The 19,501-nt window shown below is 42.7% G+C and carries 16 protein-coding genes; 5 read left to right on the top strand and 11 right to left on the bottom strand.

The features are described from left to right. Positions 1 to 9: 9 nt before the first annotated feature. Entirely contained in the window at positions 10 to 1,959 is a 1,950-nt protein-coding gene (locus tag ACFOSV_RS02545) for an ATP-binding protein (protein ID WP_377903073.1), read from the bottom strand. 234 nt (positions 1,960 to 2,193) lie between these two features. Here ACFOSV_RS02545 and ACFOSV_RS02540 point away from each other — a divergent pair, with 234 nt between their 5' ends. Beyond that, entirely contained in the window at positions 2,194 to 3,336 is a 1,143-nt protein-coding gene (locus tag ACFOSV_RS02540; RefSeq protein WP_377903071.1) for an acyl-CoA dehydrogenase family protein, read from the top strand. Positions 3,337 to 3,359: 23 nt separating this feature from the next. Here ACFOSV_RS02540 and ACFOSV_RS02535 read toward each other — a convergent pair whose 3' ends face one another. Continuing rightward, positions 3,360 to 6,311: a glycoside hydrolase family 3 N-terminal domain-containing protein gene (locus tag ACFOSV_RS02535; RefSeq protein ID WP_377903069.1), complete on the bottom strand. Its 2,952-nt coding sequence runs from the start codon at positions 6,309 to 6,311 to the stop codon at positions 3,360 to 3,362. A gap of 242 nt (positions 6,312 to 6,553) precedes the next feature. Between ACFOSV_RS02535 and ACFOSV_RS02530 the strand changes: the two genes are divergently transcribed. From ACFOSV_RS02530 to ACFOSV_RS02515, 4 genes are read left to right on the top strand one after another with little or no spacing between them, the layout of a single operon-like run. After that, positions 6,554 to 6,955 (top strand): hypothetical protein, encoded by a 402-nt coding sequence (locus ACFOSV_RS02530; protein ID WP_377903067.1) that lies wholly within the window; start codon positions 6,554 to 6,556, stop codon positions 6,953 to 6,955. After that, the gene (gene mutL, locus ACFOSV_RS02525; RefSeq protein WP_377903065.1) at positions 6,952 to 8,787 is read left to right on the top strand and encodes a DNA mismatch repair endonuclease MutL; all 1,836 of its coding nucleotides are present in this window, start codon (positions 6,952 to 6,954) and stop codon (positions 8,785 to 8,787) included. Before ACFOSV_RS02530 ends, mutL begins: the two co-directional genes overlap by 4 nt. Position 8,788: 1 nt before the next feature. Further along, positions 8,789 to 9,580, top strand: coding sequence for a rhomboid family intramembrane serine protease (locus ACFOSV_RS02520; protein WP_377903063.1), 792 nt, complete (start codon positions 8,789 to 8,791; stop codon positions 9,578 to 9,580). 2 nt (positions 9,581 to 9,582) lie between these two features. After that, positions 9,583 to 10,518, top strand: coding sequence for a rhomboid family intramembrane serine protease (locus ACFOSV_RS02515; protein ID WP_377903061.1), 936 nt, complete (start codon positions 9,583 to 9,585; stop codon positions 10,516 to 10,518). Between the two features lie 6 nt (positions 10,519 to 10,524). Here the strand turns inward: ACFOSV_RS02515 and ACFOSV_RS02510 are convergent, their stop codons facing one another. The 9 genes from ACFOSV_RS02510 to ACFOSV_RS02470 all read right to left on the bottom strand — a co-directional run bounded on the left by ACFOSV_RS02510 (position 10,525) and on the right by ACFOSV_RS02470 (position 19,473). Next, complete coding sequence (locus ACFOSV_RS02510) at positions 10,525 to 11,004, bottom strand: outer membrane beta-barrel protein (RefSeq protein ID WP_377903059.1); 480 nt, start codon at positions 11,002 to 11,004, stop codon at positions 10,525 to 10,527. A gap of 53 nt (positions 11,005 to 11,057) precedes the next feature. Then, complete coding sequence (locus ACFOSV_RS02505; protein WP_377903057.1) at positions 11,058 to 13,736, bottom strand: TonB-dependent receptor plug domain-containing protein; 2,679 nt, start codon at positions 13,734 to 13,736, stop codon at positions 11,058 to 11,060. Positions 13,737 to 13,799: 63 nt separating this feature from the next. Beyond that, entirely contained in the window at positions 13,800 to 14,858 is a 1,059-nt protein-coding gene (gene rlmN / locus ACFOSV_RS02500; protein ID WP_377903055.1) for a 23S rRNA (adenine(2503)-C(2))-methyltransferase RlmN, read from the bottom strand. A 74-nt stretch (positions 14,859 to 14,932) separates the two neighbouring features. Beyond that, positions 14,933 to 16,513 carry a M1 family metallopeptidase gene (locus tag ACFOSV_RS02495; protein WP_377903053.1) on the bottom strand — a complete coding sequence of 527 codons (1,581 nt, stop codon included), beginning with the start codon at positions 16,511 to 16,513 and terminating at the stop codon, positions 14,933 to 14,935. Between the two features lie 29 nt (positions 16,514 to 16,542). After that, positions 16,543 to 17,139: an HdeD family acid-resistance protein gene (locus ACFOSV_RS02490; RefSeq protein ID WP_377903051.1), complete on the bottom strand. Its 597-nt coding sequence runs from the start codon at positions 17,137 to 17,139 to the stop codon at positions 16,543 to 16,545. Positions 17,140 to 17,174: 35 nt separating this feature from the next. Further along, positions 17,175 to 17,669 (bottom strand): GNAT family N-acetyltransferase, encoded by a 495-nt coding sequence (locus ACFOSV_RS02485; RefSeq protein WP_377903049.1) that lies wholly within the window; start codon positions 17,667 to 17,669, stop codon positions 17,175 to 17,177. A gap of 116 nt (positions 17,670 to 17,785) precedes the next feature. Next, positions 17,786 to 18,217, bottom strand: a complete 432-nt coding sequence (locus tag ACFOSV_RS02480; protein WP_377903047.1) for a UPF0158 family protein — start codon at positions 18,215 to 18,217, stop codon at positions 17,786 to 17,788. A 48-nt stretch (positions 18,218 to 18,265) separates the two neighbouring features. Then, positions 18,266 to 18,913, bottom strand: a complete 648-nt coding sequence (locus ACFOSV_RS02475) for an alpha/beta hydrolase (RefSeq protein WP_377903045.1) — start codon at positions 18,911 to 18,913, stop codon at positions 18,266 to 18,268. Then, positions 18,913 to 19,473: a cytidine deaminase gene (locus ACFOSV_RS02470; RefSeq protein ID WP_377903043.1), complete on the bottom strand. Its 561-nt coding sequence runs from the start codon at positions 19,471 to 19,473 to the stop codon at positions 18,913 to 18,915. The genes ACFOSV_RS02475 and ACFOSV_RS02470 overlap by 1 nt, the downstream gene beginning before the upstream one ends. Between the last annotated feature and the right edge of the window lie 28 nt (positions 19,474 to 19,501).

The following is a 19,501-nucleotide window of genomic DNA, read 5'->3' as shown; positions in this document are numbered from 1 at the left end:
CTTCACCTTTTATCCGATACTTCTGGACCGGGGTAAAGAAAGTTTGACCATCGTCCCTTTTTCAATAGCTGATTCGATTTCAATTTGTCCACCCAAGATCTCAGCACGTTTGCGCATATTACTTAGACCATTTCCGAGCGATTCCTCACTAAAGTCAAACCCTCTTCCATCGTCTTTGATCATCAGGTGAATCGTATCGTCTGAGGCACTTATTTGAACCTGAATGCTCTGGGCTTTAGCATGCTTCATGGCATTCTGAACAGCTTCCTGAAGAATTCGATACACTTGAATCCCGTCTGAGGAGGCAAATCGTAAATCTTTCGGAAGAGATTCAGTCCCGAAAAAGCTAAAGTTCACTGAAGTTCCACTTTGATCGGCGCGCTGCATGTAGTCACTCATCCGGGTGGAGAGTTGCTCCCAGTTGATTTGCCCGGCATTCATCGCCCAAATAGTATCTCTCAATTCCGTGATCGTTTGCTTGGTGAAGTTGGCGATGGTGTCGTATCTCTGAGTCAGCTGTTCCTTGATGGGATCAAAATACTTTAGGTTTTCTATAGCCGAAATAATGAAAGTAAGCTGGGCTCCAATATTGTCATGAAGGTCACGAGAGATCAATTCACGTTGCTCTTGAAGTTTGTTTTGAGTTTCAATTCGGACCAGTGCCGCCTTCAATTCAGCCTCTTGATAGAGCTGCCTGTTTTTGAGCTTTTGCTGAGAATAAAGCAAATATCCCACGACTCCGAGGATGAGTGCCAATACCAATGAACCTCCAAGTTGAATCGTTCGATTTCTGATTTGAGCCCGTTGCTGAGCGATTTCTGCATCCTTTTTTTCCGTCTGATATCTCGTTTCCAGATCCGTAGTGAGTTGCTGAATTTCTTGCTCGGCAAGTTTTTTATTTAGATTGATATATTCCTCTGTATAAAAAGCAGCACTGTCAGGCATATTCAAGGCGGCATAGACAGGAGACATAAGTAGGTACATACTAGCCATATCATCTTCTGCATCTTGGAGCTCAAAATTTCTTAACGCAGCGATATAGTAATCTCTCGATTGCACAAAATCCCCTAGATCATAGTATGATCTTGCGAGATTAGATTGGATCAGGGCAAAGTCGTATGACGCTCCAGCTTCCTCGGCTAGGTCAAGCCCTTTTTTTGCATAGGAGATTGCTAGCTGACTCTTTTTCTGAGCATTGTAAAGTGTCGCCAGATTATTGTAGGTGGTGGATGTATAGTAAACGTCCTCGTATTCGCCAAAAATCCGCAATGCCTCAAGGTATACCTCCTCCGCCTTGGGGTAGTTTTTCATGTTTTTGTGGATGCTACCCAAGTTGGTATAGGTCATCGCCAAGCTATATTGATCTTCTTGACTCTTTCTATATTCAGCCACTTCTGTGAGGATTTCTAAGGCCCGGGGGTAATTTCTCATCTCCAGATAAATCACACCGATGTTGTTTCGGACAAAATCCGCATTTCGTTCATTTCCTGTTCGCTCAAAATAATCGAGTGCTTTGAGGTAATTTGACATAGCAGAATCTGACTGAAAGTCTCGCTGAAAAACCGAACCTAAATTCGTGATGGTGCCATAGATTTTGGAAGAATCTCCTACCTGATAGCGCAAAGACAAGGCTTCCTGATAATTTGCTCTAGCCTCTGGCAATTCACCCTTTTCCATCCAAGCATAGGCCAGATCGCTATACATCTGACTCAAGATCACTGGATCATTAAGTTTTTTGCTTTGAACAATCCCCCTTTGCCCAAAAAAGATAGCTGAATCGATGGAAATGGGGACGTAATTCCATGTAAGCTCAGAAAGTACACTTACTTCATCCTTAAGGTTTTCAGTTTTTGCCAAGGCCGTTTTTAGACTATCAATTAACTCTCTTTGGCTTTGAGCATGCCCGGAAAAAGTGACCACTATAAAACAAAAAAGTGTACTCAAATAAATTTTCAGCATATCTTCAGATTAAGGCAGAAAATAAGATAAAAATGGGGGTATTGGCAAATGGAATATATGCTTTTGAAAAGTAGTCTAGTATTGAATATAAAAATCTGCCTTGACTGCTGGAGCCAATCGAATATTTTGACCAAAAAATATGCAACTCTTCCTCAAATAAAAAGGCGCTTGGAGAATCCAAACTAATTGAGAACCTTTCGGTTAAATTTAAAAGTATAAACCCAAAAAATCAGTATGATTAATTTTTCAGAAAATGAAAACCAAAGGATGATCGCCCAGATGATCCGGGATTTTGGAGCTAAAGAAATTACACCATTTCGTAAGGAGTGGGACGATCAGCAGATTTTCCCGGTTGAGCTATTTAAGAAGCTCGGCGAACTCGGCTTGATGGGTGTTTTAGTTCCCACGGAGTATGGCGGATCAGGATTTGGCTATTTTGAATATGTGACCGCTATCGTTGAGCTTTCTAAGCTTGATCCTTCCGTGGGTCTTTCTATGGCTGCACACAATTCTCTTTGCACAAACCATATCTTGATGTTTGGCAATGAGGAACAAAAAGCAAAATACCTCCCTAAACTTGCAACTTGCGAGTGGCTAGGCGCATGGGGACTGACTGAGCCTAATACGGGCTCGGATGCTGGGAACATGCGTACCGTTGCGAAAAAAGAAGGGGAGTATTGGGTGCTCAACGGTGCCAAAAACTTTATTACCCACGGTGTATCGGGAGATGTAGCAGTGGTGATCGCCAGAACCGGCGAGGTCGGAGATTCACACGGCATGACGGCATTTGTGATCGAGCGGGGAACCCCAGGCTTTGAAGGAGGCAGAAAAGAAGACAAGCTGGGCATGCGGGCATCCGAAACTGCTGAGATGATTTTTACAGATTGTAAAGTCCATGAAAGCCAAGTTTTGGGTGAGATAGGAGAAGGTTTTATCCAATCTATGAAAATCTTGGACGGAGGACGAATTTCCATTGCTGCACTTTCTTTGGGAATCGCAGAAGGTGCTCTTGAGGCATCCATTCAATATTCCAAGGAGCGTCAACAATTCAATCAACCTATTTCCAAATTCCAGGGCATCTCGTTTAAGCTTGCGGATATGGCAACCCAAGTAGAGGCTGCTAAGCTATTGACATTTAAAGCAGCTGATTTGAAAAACAGAGGTGAAAAAGTGACTCTAGCCGGGGCTAAAGCAAAATATTATGCTTCTGAAGTCTGCGTATCCGTATCCAATGAAGCAGTTCAGATTTTTGGAGGATATGGCTTTACGAAGGATTATCCTGTGGAAAAGTATTACCGAGACTCAAAGCTCTGCACCATTGGCGAGGGAACATCGGAAATACAGAAACTGGTGATTTCTAGAGAAATATTAAAATAAACCAAAGGCTCCCAAGGGAGCCTTTAGTTTTTCATCGCCTCGTAAATAAGGTCATGAATCTCGGTACGAATACCCTCGCTGAGTAATTTTTTGTTTTCGCCATCCGGATATACTCTATTGGACAAAAAGACATAAATCAGGTCATTTTCGGGATCTGCCCAAACGCAGGTCCCGGTAAATCCTGTATGTCCAAATGTTGACTTAGGTGCTAATTTACCTGCGGATCCTCCCTTATCTTTCTCCGGCTCGGGTTTATCCCAACCCCAGCCTCTGCGACTCTGACGTGATTGGCGTTTAGTGAATTCACTCACAGTACCTGGCTTCAAGAGATTGACATCCCCATAATAGCCTTCATTGAGCATCATTTGCATCATCACTGCGAGATCCATGGCTTTGGCAAAAAGCCCCGCATGTCCTGCAACTCCTCCATACATTGCTGCCCCAGGATCATGCACATATCCCTGAACCAGCCTTTTCCGAAAGACAACATCATCCTCCGTAGGAGCTATTCTCTCTTTTGGGATTCGATTGGTAGGATTGAATGTCATGGTGTTTAAACCAAGCGGACTATAAAAATTCTGATCCAAAAACGCATCTAAAGGTTGGTTTACTACCCGCTCCACCACGGCTTGCATAAAATACATTGTCAAGTCTGAGTATCTATATCTGTGTTTGCTGGCACCTCTTGGCTTTGGCTCCAAAGGAGAATCTACAGTCCAAACCCACAAACTATCCCGTAAGGCATCCATGGCGTACATTTCATTCGAAACAGGTCGAGTAAAACCCGGCTCAGGACTGGCCTTATAATATTCAGACTTCCATGCCCCCCCCTCTACGGTTTTAGCATAATGTGGGATAAACGCCTTCAGCCCTGCTTCATGAGCCATTACATCAGACAGTACTAGATCGGCCTTATTGGTCCCTCTGAGCTCAGGAAGGTAATCTCCCAGTGTTTTGTCCATTTCGATCTCACCTCTGCTCACCAAAAACATCACCGCCTGTGTGGTGGCTAGAACCTTAGTAATGGAGGCTAAATCATAGACAGTCTCAGAGGTGACAGCTGGTGAGGATTTATACTCTAATTTTCCATAGGATCGCTCAAAAACCACTTTCCCATCCTTGACTACCAGAACATTGGCACCTGGCGCAGCCTGAATCCGGATCATTTTCTGAGCTACTTCATCTATTCGATTGAGCTTTTCGCTACTCATTCCTACAGTTTCTGGCGTTGCAAAGGCTAATCTCCTCATCGGCTCCATATAACCTCCTACGCCTTGGACAATATTATTACTAACGCTCACTGGCAAAACACCCCTTCCGGCTCTGCCGCCAAAAAGAATTTGAGGCACAAGCTTTTGAGTGAAATCGTTGTTTTCATAAGCCAAAACCAACCTTTCATTATCATCGAAATATTGAGCGGAATAGGCATTGCCAAAAAGTACAGTCACAACTTCATGGGATTTCCTCAACTCACGAATCAGACTCACATCCGCGTCACTTACTCCAAAGTTTCTTCTTGGGCTATTCGTGATTCCCATCAACCCCACAACCACCACATCTTTCCCCTCCAAATTTTTCAGGGTTTGGCTGACTGCCCCTATTCCTTTTTCAAGTTGAAAGTGCTCAAATTCAGCATACTTATCTAGATATTCGGCAAACACATCTCCTTCTCCCCCAATGGTAAGACTGGCAAAGGTTTTTAGATCTAATTGTTTAAATGGCAATAGACTATTTTTATTCGTAGCGACTGTAATTGCCTCAGCATATAATTCTTCGATCAAGGCTTCGGTTTTGGGCGTGTAAAGCCGATCCATCAATTTGTATGTCTTCACTGGTTTTTCCTTGTGAAGCCCAGCCCAATATTTGGCTTTGAGGATTTTCTTCACACGGCGTTCGACTTCAGCCCGTGTGATTCTCCCTTCCTCTATCGCCTTTTTGATCTCTACTTTGGCCCTTGGCACATCCATAGAGTAAAGCAGCACATCATTTCCTGCGACGAGCGCCTCCACATCCACCACTCCTGGAGCAAATTGATCCGCCACGCCTCGCATATTCAAGGCATCGGTAAAAATGAGACCATTGAAATTCATTTCCCGCTGAAGCAGATCTGTCACCACCGGCTTTGATAGACTAGTAGGTCTGCCGCTACCCTCATCGAGGCTTGGGATATTGAGATGAGCCACCATGACAGACATCAGGTTTTCATCAAAAAGCGCCTTGTATGGATATAAATCCACTTCATCGATTCTCTCTTTGGAATGTTTGATTACCGGAAGGGAATAATGACTATCCGATTCCGTATCTCCATGACCTGGGAAATGCTTTGCGTTTGCAATGACACCATTATCCTGAAGACCTTTGACATAGGCCACAGCCTTCTTTGCCACTTCAACTTTATTTTCACCAAAGGCTCGATAGCCAATGACCGGATTATTGGGATTGGAATTGACATCGACCACTGGTCCAAAATTGATGTGCATGTCCATCTCTTTGAATTGTCTAGCCATCTCTTCGCCCATCGCGTAGATGAGTTTTTCATCTTGAATGGCGCCCAAGGTCATCGCTTTAGGATAGTCTGGAATCGAATCAAATCGCATTCCGAGCCCCCATTCCGCGTCCATAGCAATAAATAGTGGGGTTTTAGCTTCTGCTTGATAAAGATTCGTGAGTCGGGCTTGGCGATTGGGCCCTCCCTGAAAAAAAATCAATCCCCCAAGATTTTCTTCTCGTACCATTTTTCGAATCTCTTGGACATGTTGGTCTCCTTGATTGGAATAAGCCGCCACCATAAACAGCTGTCCTAGCTTTTCATCAAAAGAAAGGTCTTGGAATACGGAATCCACCCAAAGAATCTGAGCCATGGAGTCCACGCTTTCGAGAGGATCTTCCGCAGTCCCAGGTAAATAGAGCCGCCCTGCCGAAAAAAATAAAGCAAGCATTGCCAACATGAAACCTCTCACAAGACTAATCCTCATTTTTCTGATAATTTTTTATCTGTTATTTTTAAAATAAATTTGATTCTAGGTTCTGGAAATACAGAATGCAGTACGGATCTCCATCGTCACACAACTTTAAGTAAGTTAAAAAAGATCGTGTAACAATCGACTAGAAAAGGGGTTAAACAGAGTATATTTATGATGTTTGGTTGATTTCAAAGTCAATCTCGTCTCTGATACTATTTCCATCCTGTATCTACGTCAAACCTGAGCAAAAAATCATGAAATTCCCTTCCATATTTCGTACAAACTCCCCCATGAGGTTTGATATCAAGCCAAGATATTATGATCCTGTGAAAGAGGAAATTGAGCAGCGAACTTCTTTGATTAAAAAAGAATTAGAGGCTGAGGGCCTTTTGCCAAAAGAAGGAGAGGAAAATGGGAGGTATGAAAGTGGAATCCGAGGATCTTTTGCCAACTATCGCGGAGGAATAAAAGATCGAACACAAAACCCCCTCACTTCAACGGCAATGATCCGGACTTTAATCGTCCTGCTTCTTGTCGGGTCTTTGGGAGGATATATTTATTTCGGGCCTGTGGTCTTTGAAATTTTATTGTACAGCGTTTTACTCATTGCGGCGATTTATTTTTTCTTTCGTCTCAAACCAAAAAAGAGTAGATGAACAACCTCATCCAACTCTTGCCAGATGCGATTGCCAATCAAATCGCTGCTGGCGAAGTCGTCCAACGACCTGCTTCTGCGCTCAAAGAACTACTTGAAAATGCAGTAGATGCGGGTGCCACTAAAATTCAGGTGGTATTAAAAGATGCAGGTAAACAACTCATTCAAGTCATAGACAATGGCCGAGGAATGAGTCCGACAGATGCTCGGATGAGTTTTGAACGCCATGCTACCTCCAAAATCAAAGAAAGTAAAGATCTATTTTCGATTCGCACATTTGGCTTCCGAGGTGAAGCCTTGGCTTCTATCGCTGCCGTGGCTCAGGTAGAGTTGAAAACCAAAACAGCCGATGAGGAATTGGGTACCTACATTTGTATTGAAGGCTCTGAGGTTAAAAAACAAGAACCAGTAGCCGCACAAAACGGTACTTCCGTTTCGATGAAAAACCTGTTTTTCAACGTTCCAGCCCGGCGAAACTTCTTAAAATCAAACCCTGTTGAAATGCGTCATTTGGTGGATGAATTTCAGCGCGTGGCTCTATCTTATCCAGAAATTGCATTTACACTTATGCAAAATGATATGGAGATGTATTCCTTGCTTCCAGGCAAGCTGAGTCAACGAATAACAGGGATTTTTGGTAAAAACTATCAAGATAAACTCATTCCGGCCGATGAAGAGACTCCACACTTGATGGTGAAAGGTTATATCGGCAAGCCCGAGAGTGCAAAAAAAACCCGAGGAGAGCAATTCTTTTTTGTCAACAACAGATATATAAAAAGCAGCTATTTACACCATGCGGTAAGCACCGCTTTTGAGGGGCTTATTCAGCCGGATCAACATCCTTTCTATGTGCTTTTCTTGGAAATCGATCCATCTCATATAGATATCAATGTCCACCCCACAAAAACTGAAATCAAATTTGATGATGAGCGCACGGTCTATGCCGTAATCCGAACCTGTATCAAGCAAGCCCTCGGAGCGCATCATGTAGTACCCTCTTTGGATTTTACGGTAGATGTCAATTTTGAAAAAAACTGGGCGAATGACTCAGTAAAAAAAGAGCAGGTTGATCGTGAATACAGTTACAAATCTTACAATACCCCTGAGTTTAAGAAAAGTAGCACCTCAGGATGGGAAAAACTCTTTGAGGTAGGTGGGGGAGCCCAAAGCATTAGAGAAGATTCCAAAGAGGAAACGGAGGTTTTGACATTCCCAAGCCGGGCCACGGAGCAGCAAGATTTCCAAAATCCTTCAACTCCTGAAGAAACCACAGGCACCACCTTTCAAGTCGAGTTGAGCTATATCGTAGCACAGTTTTCATCTGGATTTATCATCCTGGATCAGCAAACTGCTCATGAACGAATTCTATTCGAACGCTATCAAAAGCAGCTTTCCATCGCAAAGGGACCTTCCCAGCAGTGCTTATTTCCGCCTGTGATTGAACTTAGTGGTGGAGACTTTCAGTTGGTAATGGGAATTCGTGAAGAGTTGGCGAGTTTAGGGTTTTTGATTGAAGTATTTGGCAAAGATGCTGTGCTTATCCAAGGCGTTCCAGCTGATATACAGGTGAAAAATGAGAAAGAGCTTTTTGAAGGTTTAATCGAACAGTACAAACATTTCAAAAATGAGCTTTCCCTTGAAAATCGAGAATACCTAGCAAGGGCCTTAGCTAGAAAGGCTTCGATCAAACGTGGTCAGCGCTTAAACTCTCAAGAAATGGAACTGGTAGTCGGTCAGCTATTTGCCTGCCAAAACCCAAATTACGGCCTCTCTGGAAATAAAACCTTTGTAAAGTTGGACTTAACCAGCATTCACTCCTTCTTCGGAAAATAATATGTTCAGAAACATCACCCCAGTTGTACAAAACCTACTCCTCATCAACATCGTGTTGTTTGTGGTTTCAGCCTTTCTTTTCCCACAATTGAGCGATTGGTTTGCCTTATACTACATTCAAAGTCAGAATTTTCAGCCATTCCAGTTTCTGACTTACATGTTTATGCATGCGGATTTCTGGCACCTCTTTGGGAATATGTTTGGGCTCTTGATTTTCGGTCCCCTACTCGAGCAATTTCTTGGGCCAAAAAAGCTTTTGATTTTGTGGATGGTATGTGGTGTTGGCTCTGGAGTGTTGTATTCGGGTTATTCTGCTTATAAGGTCAATGCACTTGAAACTAAGGTCGAGGCCTTTCAGGCAAACCCAGATCCTGAATCCTTTAATAGATTGGTGTTAGACAACCGTGGGTATTTTGATCGGGCTATTTTCGATTTCGTAGATGATTACAGCAAAAACCCAACAGATCCAGTGTATGTGCAGCGGGCAAACCAAACGCTAGAGGCCATAGTTCGAATCCAAAGCAATGTACCTATGGTGGGGGCTTCGGGAGCACTTTTTGGGATATTGATTGCTTTCGCAATGCTCTTCCCAAATACCCAGCTTTTCCTTTTATTCCCACCCATGCCTGTAAAGGCTAAATATTTGGTGCTTTTTTATAGTCTTTACACTATTTACAACGTATTTGTAAACAACCCCTTGGACAATGTGGCACATTTTGCCCATCTCAGTGGTTTAGTAATCGGAGCCATATTGGTTTACCGCTGGAAAAAGGAAAGAAATAGTTTTTATTGACGATGTACGGAAATTTTTGGGATAACTTAAAAAATGCTTTCAAGCATAGCGACAACAGTCTTTACAAACTGATCGCGATTAATTTACTGGTATTTTTAGCCCTAATGGTGGTGAGGGTAATCTTTACCATCGGGGGTTTAGGTGACTGGTATTCGGATTTTGTCCAGTACTTCATGATGCCAGCCTCGGTGTCTCGCTATGTTTTCCAGCCGTGGAGTGCGCTCACGTACATGTTCATGCATGAGGGTTTCTTCCACATTTTGTTCAATATGCTCTTTCTCTACTGGTTTGGCCAGTTGGTACACCAGTTTTTGGGTAGCCGCAAGCTCACCAACTTGTACATTTTGGGTGGATTGGCAGGAGCACTATTTTACGTGGTTATATACAATTTGGCCCCCTATTTCAGTAATTCAGTGGATAGTTCTTTGATGCTGGGAGCAAGTGCAGGAGTATTCGCCATTGTGGTGGGTGCGGCGACACTCAGCCCAAATACTACATTCTTTTTAATTCTGATTGGCCCTGTTAAAATCAAATATATAGCCATTTTCTATGTGTTGGTTTCCTTCGCCAATTCGGCCGGAGCCAATGCCGGTGGTGAACTTGCGCATCTAGGCGGAGCTATGCTCGGTTACCTTTATGTGACCCAGCTTCGCAAAGGAACAGATTGGGGTATTCCAGTCCAAAAGGTCGGGCTGTTCTTCGAAAATCTTTTTTCAGGAAGAAAAAGCGGGGTGAAAGTGTCGTACAAAAAAGCGAAGAGTTCGTCTTCAGGAAGCTTCAGTAGTTTTGGCAAAGCAACAAAAAAAGACACCGACTCCTCAGAACATGATACAAGTCAGGAAGAAATCGATCGAATCTTAGACAAAATCGCAGAGCGGGGCTATGAAGCTCTAAGCAAAGATGAGAAACGGAAATTGTTCGAATTTTCCAAAAAATAGCATTGGCTATAAAGGGAAAGCAAATCCCACTTTAAAACCAACCTCCTGACGAGCTTGACTCTGAAAATTAAACTCCGTACTGAGGCCTATCCAATCGGCCACTCTGATATAAGCTCCAACTCCGACATTGGCACCTTTGGAGCTTCTTCTTGTACCTGCACCATCGGGCTGGGTATCTTCCCAAGTTTGGCTATACCCTGCCATAAAATATAGCTGCGAAGGCCCATCTGAAACATAATACCTCAGGTCTGCACTAAAATTACTCTCATTCCCCACTTGAGGAAAGATGTACGTATAGCTAGGCATGATGGCAAACTTGTCGGCAAAGAAATACTCAAATCCTCCCCCTATGCCTGGGTTATTCCAACGAAGGCCATAAGTCCCATAGACATGTACCCTTGAATTACCTTGTTCTAAAGATTGGGCATAGGCCCAAGGAAGAGATAGAAGGGAAAGGAGAAGTACCAGAAGTGCCTTTTTCATCATTATTCAGTGAATTTTTGAAGAAATTAGCAGGCTTTCTCGAAGAAAACAAATCTCTATTCCAATACCCGCACCACGCGGCCAAGTTTGCCACTCTCATCCATCCCTTCAAGAATCAAAATCTGCATTTTGCTAATATCCGAATTGTAATATTCAAGTTTAGCAATACCATTTTCATCGGTCTGGATTAGTGGGTTCCAATAAATAGTGGCGCGCTTATCATCAAGAGACTTTCGAGTAAGGTCTTCATCGTACATGGGCTGGTAAAACTCTTTGACCGTGGAGTATCCTCCGTAGGTTGTAACCAGCGTACCACCAACACTGGCAGAAAGTCCTGAGCCCTGCTTAGTATACACAGCAATGACCCCATTGGCTCCCTGCGCCCCGAAAATAGCCGCTCGTGCCGGATCCTTAAATACATCCACACTCGAGACATCCCTTGGACTCACCTGAAGCAAGGTCTGGGCGCTCACTGGAATATTATCTAGAAGATACAATGGACCTGTCCCTGCATTCACTGAGCCTACGCCCCTAATCTGCACAGAGACATCAATCCCTGAAACAAAAACTTGAACACCTGAAACTCTTCCTTGAATGAGCTGAAATACATTTGTAAATCCAACAGAGCTTGGTACATCTTCCGGTCGAATGGTTACATCCCCTGTACCATAGATTTTACGCATACTTTCCTCCTCTCCGGCAATGGTCTCTGCCTCCACGGTTACTACTTCAAGATCCAAAAAATCATCATCTCCTTCGAGCATCTGCTGCTGTAATTTTCTTTCCTGATAAGTAGCAATCAGACTTTCAGGCCAAACGATATCCCGTGGATAGTTTCCTGATAGTTCTGTGAATGTCGGCTCGGGAAGAATGACTTCCACATCCACAAAATTCTTCAATCGATTATCCTCAGCAGTAATGGTGACCGAAGCCGAGTCCAAATAATCCATTTCCGTAAGGATGAAACGCCCGTTAGGGCCATACTCAGTACTGAGGATTTCTATCCCTTCACCCACAATGGCAGATACTGTGCCGCCTGCAAGACCCTTTTTTGTGTCTTCTTGATCTGTAATTTGCCCTTCGATATTGATCCCTCTTTCTATGAAATTGAAAATGTTGGGATAGGATTGAGCCTTCACTTCTTCCCAACTAAATCTACTCCATCCGTGAGTGAGCATGACCAAATCGATAGCCTCAAGATCCACTCCTTTTTCGTCACTAAAGTAGACACCAGGAGCATAAAGCTGCCCCTTCAGGTCAGATGAAATCAAAAGGGCCGAATAAATATTATCGTCTTCTAAATTCAAACTTACTTGATCACCGTCCACCACAGAAAGTGCTAGCGAACTGGGCACAGCGGACCCTCCCAAAATACTTTTTATGGTAAGGTCGATTTTAGATCTTTTACCAAGAGATCCATTCGGTTGGATATCCAGTTCCAGCTTATCCTCACCCATGTAAAAAAGCAGACGCTCTAGAAGAGGCTGACCAGAGGAATTCAACACTGAGATTTGATTGATCCCAGTCACTAGGTTTTCCTTTGGTATCCGGACTCCCCAAACCCCATTGGTGAGTTGGCCTTGAATCATGTAATTGATAATTCCTCTAGTCTGACTTACCATCAGCAAATCAGTCATGTCTGTCGTTCCTTGCACAAAAGCGGTCAAATAGGATGCCTGAGGATTATTAATGACCTGAATGGATAAGCCAGATTCTGCTGGAGCTGGCAAGGCAATACTTCTGGTCTGTCCGCTACTTGTTTCGCGTATACTGGCAGTATAATCTTTCTGATCTGGAGTAATTTCAATTTTTCCTAAGCCAGCAAAATTACTCTTTAGGACTATATCAGGATTTTGATCTATTTGTCCTTCAAAATAGACTGGGGTCCCATCAGGATAGACGGCTCTGAAAGCCACCTGACTCTTTTTACCCAGGAGCCAATTTCCTCCTTCAGGAAGGAATTGAATATCTGCCAGGTCAAGACTGTAGGGCAGCTGTACTTTTTGCACCACTGGGTAAGTTCCTCCTTCGAGATAGGTCAGTTCTAAATGTTGCTCTGGATTTGGGGCCGTTGGAATTTTGAATGAAAAACTAGCTTGACCCTGATCATTCAAAGCTAAATCTTGCTTATGAAGCTGTTGATCCCCAGCCATGGCTTTGAGTTCTAACTGTGCATTGGTTAAGGGATTTCCTTGGCCATTTACAGCAGTAAGTTCTATTTGAAAGGTGGTTTGGCCGGAGGCATTGCTTATCTCTTTAAAATCAACTTGCGGCAAAAAAGAACCCCCATCCCCATCTACAACTGAGATGGTTTTTGAGAAAAAGTATTCTTCACCAAAGTTTTTCATCCAACCTGTGTAGGCTTTGATTTGATATTGGCCTGGATTTCCGAATTGAGGTAAAGTAAAATTACCCCCTCCTCGCCCTTCTTCCAGTCTGATCAGTTTGGTAGTCAACAGTAATCCATCTCCATCAAAAAAGTCCACATAAAGTGGCTTGGAAAGTGGTGAAGGAATCTGAGAACTTCCTGCAGTCACGAAGGCACTAAACCAAACGTCTTCTCCCAAGGTGTAAGTAGATTTATCCAATTGGAGATAAACCTTTTCCACAGGATACTCTGCCTGATAGGTATTGAAGTAGGATTGAATTTTTTCGGGAAGGCTCTCTTGTGCGAGAACGAGAGCAGAAAAGGCGTAAGCCAAAAAAGTTAGGCTAGAAAGTAGTAGTTTTTTCATTAACAGTTGGTTTAATCAGTCAACGTAAATGTAAAAACTAATGTTGTCTTTTTTTAATTAAAATTAAATTTTTGCTACTTCATTTTTATTAGCAAGCTGGCCACAAGCTGCATCAATGTCTTGTCCTCTCGACTTTCTCACCTTAGCAATGATACCCTGTGATTCTAAAACTCTCACATACATGTCTACAGATTCTTGGCTTGCCTGTCGAAACTCACCTTCGTCAATGGGATTGTATTGGATGATATTTACCTTGGAAGGGATTAGTTTACAGAATTTAGCCAAAGCCTTGGCGTGCTTTTCATCATCATTTACGCCCTCCCATATCACGTATTCGTAGGTCACCTTCCTCTTAGTCTTTTGGTACCAATACTTCAGAGCCTCACCGAGTACTTCCACAGGATTGGAATCATTGATCGGCATGAGTCGTGAGCGAGTTTCATTAATGGCAGAGTGCAGAGACACAGCCAGATTGAACTTCACCCCGTCATCAGCGAGCTTGGTAATCATTTTAGCCACGCCCACGGTAGATACCGTAATTCTGCGAGGAGCCATCCCCAATCCCTCTGGAGAGGTGATTTTATCGATCGCAGTAAGTACATTGGCGTAGTTCAGTAGTGGCTCACCCATTCCCATGAAAACGATATTGGTCAGCGGCCTTTGGAAATAAGTCTCCGCCTCATTTTTGATAGCCACCACCTGATCATATATTTCATCAGGATTTAGATTTCTCATGCGCTTCAGCCTTGCCGTCGCACAAAAATTACAATCCAAACTACAGCCAACCTGTGAGGATACACATGCCGTGATTCGCTTGGAGGTCGGAATCAATACCGATTCTACAATTTTATCGTCATAGAGTTTCACCGCATTCTTGATAGTGCCATCACTGGAATGCTGCATAAGATCCACGCGAATGTGATTGATGGCGAAATGAGCCTTCAGGAGATCTCGAGTCTCCAAGGAAATATTCGTCATGTCATCAAAATTCTTCAGTGACTTATTCCAAAGCCACTCATAGACCTGCTTTGCGCGGAATTTTTTCTCTCCTTTTTCAAGAAAAAACTGCTCAAGCTCGGCCAAAGACAATTGACGTATATCACGCTTTTTCACTTCCTCCATGTTGCAAAGGTAGCCAATAGAAGTCAAAAAAATAGAAGGCCATTCACGAGCCTTCTATTCAGGATTTCCATCGCCTATTGCTTCAGCATAAGCCAGCCATTCGGATCCACAACTGGTGCAGAAGTACTACTAACTTTAACTTTTTTATTGCCCAGCATTATCCGTTGGATCCCCTCTGAAGTTTGGACTTCAACAGGTATTTCAAATTTAATTCCGTCAAGTTTGATCTGATAAGAATTTTTGCCCTTTGCTGAAATTTTAACTTGCGGGAGTTTGGTGGTTCGAAGGTATAAATTCAAAAAATCTGCTAAATCCTGCCCTGAAAATTCCTGTACGAAGGAAATAAACTCATCGGTATCTATTTGATTTTGATATGTAAATCGCTCGTCAGAAGCTAAGGCCAATAGAAATGGAAAAAACACATCGTCTCCTAGTACCCAGCGAAGCGAGTGCATTACGAAAGCCCCTTTGGTATAAATCTCGGAATGATATGCTTCTTCTTCTGTACTATTGATCTTTCCTACGACCGGTTTGTCATGAGGAATTCCCATCCCTACTTCCTTAGCTTTTTCCAAGTAACTTTCCATTCCCCCGTGCTCGTAATAAAAGAGCCAATCCCCGTAGGCCGTAATTCCCTCATGGAGCCACATATCGGCCCAGTCTCCTACAGATACCTTATTACCAAACCACTCATGACCCAGCTCATGATGCAGAAGCCAGTCGTATTGAGTGTTTCCCATGGGGACAAATTGATAATTGTTTCCATAGGCATTGATGGTCTGATGTTCCATTCCCAAATAGGGCGTCTCCACAATTGCCACCTTATCATTTGGCCAGGGATAAGCGCCAAAGTACTTCTCATGCGTCGCTGTACTGACTTTCAGCACTTCCATAATCGCAGCTGCTTTGGCTTCATTCTCTTTCAAAATGATTACTTCTATTGGCACCTCAGCGCCAGAACTCGAAATAAACACATCCTTCAGGCTATGAAATACCCCTAAAGTAAAATTGATGTTGTAATTATTTATGGGATAGGAAGTACTCCAGTGATACCTCACCTTATCGCCCATTTTTTCTGTTTCTACAAGGGTACCATTTGCTGCCACAAAATAGGGGTGATCTACCGTGAAGTATAAATCTACGCCCTCCCTAGGCTCGCTGGAAGGATGGTCTAGTGCTGGCATAAAAATTTTTGCTCCTTCACCCTGAGAGGATAAACCCATCCAATGATTCCCAAAACCGTCCTTTTCCCAAGTAAACCCACCATTCCATGGAGGATTAATAGCAATAGGAGTTACCCCAGAATAAAATATCTCCACTGAGTTGCAAGTGCAATCAATGGGTCTAATATCAAGAATGTCATTGGAATGAGTGAATTCTACAGCATCTCCATTCATCAACACCTGAGTGACTTTATATTCGTCAATCAGATTAAGGCGGAGTATTTCAAGCTTTTCTTCAGCCTCGAAGGTGACAGTAGCACTTCCCTCTATTGACCTCTCGTCTGGATTTATAGCCAAGTCTAGCTTGTAATGCAGCACCTCAAACTGCTTTTGCAGAGGATCAATTGGTCCTCCCCAATCCCAGTTTTTCTGGGCATGGCTGAATTGGAAGGTTCCAATTAATAAAAATGCCAATACGATTCTTTTTATCATTTCAATGGATTCTACGGTACTGCAAAGATTCAGTCTAGATCTGCAATTTTCCCCTTCACTTCTTTCACCTTTTTATGGACGTCTTTTAGCTTCATAGAAAAAAGAATCGCGATCACACCCAAAAGAATGAAAACCAATGCGGTAAGACTGACCAAAGTCATTCCTACAAATCCGGGATTCCATATCAATAGAAAAGCCAAGGCAACACCGCCTACACTAAGCCAAAGTAGGCTTTGATACTCCGTTCCAGAATCTTTCAGCGTCAAAGCAAAAGAAATTCCCGCAATTGCTCTAAACAATACGCCAAAACCAACATAGAGCGGAAGGGTGGCCATAGACAAGCCAGGATTAGATAAGAGCAAAATACCAATCATGGTACTAAAAACCCCTGAGGCCAAATACCAGCCCCAATGATCCAAATCCTTCCTATTACCTAAAGCAAAGCCTATTTCGGCTATGCCAGCACTTAAAAATGAAATACTGAAAATCGTAGCCAATAATAAATAAGAGGCCATAGGAGTTCTGAAAACCCAAATACCCAATAAAATAAAAATGACTCCAATGATGGTCACGAGGTACCAGTGCTTGATAGAATTTCCTAACGCTTTAATCGGTTGTGCTGCCATAAGGGGTAAAGTTTGGTTGGTGGAAAATAAAAGTATTAAGTTTTAAGTCTAAATAGGGTCTCCAAAAGTGGAATCCCGTAATATCTAGATTGAATGGTGCTTTCTTTGGAGAAACCATATTTTTCATAAAGAGAGACTGCGGGATCCTGACCGGAAGTGGTATAGAGATAGGCTCCTGTATATTTTTTTTCGTTGTAAAATCTCAGCCAATGTTCCATGAGCTCATTGCCAAGACCTCTTCCCCTATAATCTTTCTCCAAAAGCAAAAAACGCAGTTGAGCCATTCGATTAGGACGATGCATCAGTACCATAAAACCCACCAACTTTGGGCCGTCCTCAAGAATCCAAACGCCGTCCTTATTCTCATCATATTGAGAAAAAAACTCGACCAAACACTCCATCACATAAGCCTCAAAGCCTATGGCAAGATCATGCTCTTCTGCATAAATTCTTCCATGAAGAGAGGCAACCATGCCTAAATCTCCAGGGGCAAATTTATTACGCAGCGTGAGGCCTTGAATTTCTTCCATTTTGATTTTGTTACGGGATCATCCCTAAAATAGGAAGAATTAAGGAAATAAAAATTGTCAAAGTCGGCTTTGACGAAAGAATTTATTGGAATCAGACAAAGAAGTCCAAAGAATTTTCAGGAATAGTTAAAACTATCCACTAACTCCATGACCCAGTCACGGTATTTGCCCAGCCTATATTCTTTCCAATCCTCATTGTATTTGGAAGCCTCAATCAAAAACTTAAAAGCTGTATTGGCTTTTGGCTTCCCCAGTGCATCTACAAGATCCTCCGCAAGAGTTCGCTCATTCACGAATCTATCCACAAAGTCTTGCATCATCTGATACTCCTGAGCCGGTTCCATTTTGGTAAACTCAGCATAGTTTTGAGGATCATCCTCTACATCATCGAGAAGAGTTTCCTCCTCTGGAGTAAGGTCATAGTTGAAGTAATCTTCATCATCAGGCATGTAGAAAATTTTCTTCTTGTCAATTTGGTAGAAACAAACATTACCCTTCAAGAGCTGATTGGCGATCTGATCTACTTCTTGTTTTGTAAGCGAAAGCATTTAAGAATTTGAGATAGTGGACGTTGTAGGTCGAAAGATACTATAAGACTAAATAATTTTCGTCATGAGAGTTTCTAAAATTTGGGCAGGAATCTCATGCCCTCCCGAAAATTGATGTTCCTCGGCCTTTTTTCCAAGTATATCTAAAAATTCTCGCTGTTTTTCTACTACCTCAGGAGTTACAAATTCATCCTGATCTCCAAAAACCGAGAAGATCTGAGTTTTTTCAAAACTGGATTTAGCCTCATGAACTTTCAAATCATGAGCAAAAACTCCTGCCCAAAGAATTAAATAATCCACCTTTTTGCTCCAGACCGCAGCCCATCTAGTGGCTGTTGCTGCACCTTGTGAAAATCCCAAAACAGCAATTTTCGGTTGCTGATCAAAGCGATCCAAAATATCCGCAAGAAGCGAGTCCAAAAACATGTGATTATTGACGATGGCCAATTCTCGCTCGTGTCGAGTCATCCAATTGGCGCCAATCCTACCCGTAAACTCTTTGAGGTATTGATAATTGGTGCCTTCGGGAGCCACAATCAATACTTCCTCACTAGAAAACGGTAAAAACTTTTGGATAAAAAATTCCGCGAGCTGCCCATAGCCATGAAAACAAACGAATACCAGTTTCTCTGACCCTTTTGGCTCATGAGATAAACTGTAATGCGCTTGGTAAGTAAAGGAATGCGTTTTTTTCATCAGAGAGAAAGGTCCCCTAAGGAAAGCGGGAGTAGATTTTGTATACCATCAATACGGACCACTTGGCCATCAGGGTATTGAATCAAGAGTTGAATCGGATGTTCAAAACGATTTTCAAACTCCAAAATAGCTTGTCTACACATTCCGCAAGGGGAAACCTTGGCAAAAACCTCATCTCCCTCTCTTTGTGCAGAAATGGCTAGCATCCTAGGTGCATCCTTTGGATAGTTGGCTCCAGCAAAAGCCAACAGGGACTGCTCGGCACAAATCCCAACAGGAAAACTCACATTTTCCTGATTACTAGACTTAAGAATGATACCACTCTTCAGCTGCACTGCCGCCCCCACCTTGTATTTGGAATAAGGTGCATAGGCATCCTTCAATATTTCCTGTGAAGCTGCTAGTAACTCTTGCTCTGCTTCACTCAAATCCTCCCTTTGAACCAATTCTATTTTCGCTTCGAAATTCATTTTTCCCATTAAAACTAGCTTTAAACTGTCTTGAATCAATAACGTCAATTTTTGTTCAGGAAATTGAATCAAAAGGCTCGATTTTTCCATTTTTTCATCAATTTTATGATAACAATTG

Source organism: Algoriphagus namhaensis, assembly GCF_042649705.1.
GTDB classification, from domain to species: Bacteria; Bacteroidota; Bacteroidia; order Cytophagales; family Cyclobacteriaceae; genus Algoriphagus; species Algoriphagus namhaensis.
Note: the sequence above shows the minus strand (reverse complement) of the source record. Positions and strands in the feature narration are given on the sequence as shown.

Bases quoted from the DNA above. Each gene is read 5' to 3' on its own strand.
- ACFOSV_RS02545 (WP_377903073.1), bottom strand. From the start codon at position 1,959: ATGCTGAAAATTTATTTGAGTACACTTTTTTGTTTTATAGTGGTCACT.
- ACFOSV_RS02540 (WP_377903071.1), top strand. From the start codon at position 2,194: ATGATTAATTTTTCAGAAAATGAAAACCAAAGGATGATCGCCCAGATG.
- ACFOSV_RS02535 (WP_377903069.1), bottom strand. From the start codon at position 6,311: ATGAGGATTAGTCTTGTGAGAGGTTTCATGTTGGCAATGCTTGCTTTA.
- ACFOSV_RS02530 (WP_377903067.1), top strand. From the start codon at position 6,554: ATGAAATTCCCTTCCATATTTCGTACAAACTCCCCCATGAGGTTTGAT.
- mutL (WP_377903065.1), top strand. From the start codon at position 6,952: ATGAACAACCTCATCCAACTCTTGCCAGATGCGATTGCCAATCAAATC.
- ACFOSV_RS02520 (WP_377903063.1), top strand. From the start codon at position 8,789: ATGTTCAGAAACATCACCCCAGTTGTACAAAACCTACTCCTCATCAAC.
- ACFOSV_RS02515 (WP_377903061.1), top strand. From the start codon at position 9,583: ATGTACGGAAATTTTTGGGATAACTTAAAAAATGCTTTCAAGCATAGC.
- ACFOSV_RS02510 (WP_377903059.1), bottom strand. From the start codon at position 11,004: ATGATGAAAAAGGCACTTCTGGTACTTCTCCTTTCCCTTCTATCTCTT.
- ACFOSV_RS02505 (WP_377903057.1), bottom strand. From the start codon at position 13,736: ATGAAAAAACTACTACTTTCTAGCCTAACTTTTTTGGCTTACGCCTTT.
- rlmN (WP_377903055.1), bottom strand. From the start codon at position 14,858: ATGGAGGAAGTGAAAAAGCGTGATATACGTCAATTGTCTTTGGCCGAG.
- ACFOSV_RS02495 (WP_377903053.1), bottom strand. From the start codon at position 16,513: ATGATAAAAAGAATCGTATTGGCATTTTTATTAATTGGAACCTTCCAA.
- ACFOSV_RS02490 (WP_377903051.1), bottom strand. From the start codon at position 17,139: ATGGCAGCACAACCGATTAAAGCGTTAGGAAATTCTATCAAGCACTGG.
- ACFOSV_RS02485 (WP_377903049.1), bottom strand. From the start codon at position 17,669: ATGGAAGAAATTCAAGGCCTCACGCTGCGTAATAAATTTGCCCCTGGA.
- ACFOSV_RS02480 (WP_377903047.1), bottom strand. From the start codon at position 18,217: ATGCTTTCGCTTACAAAACAAGAAGTAGATCAGATCGCCAATCAGCTC.
- ACFOSV_RS02475 (WP_377903045.1), bottom strand. From the start codon at position 18,913: ATGAAAAAAACGCATTCCTTTACTTACCAAGCGCATTACAGTTTATCT.
- ACFOSV_RS02470 (WP_377903043.1), bottom strand. From the start codon at position 19,473: ATGGAAAAATCGAGCCTTTTGATTCAATTTCCTGAACAAAAATTGACG.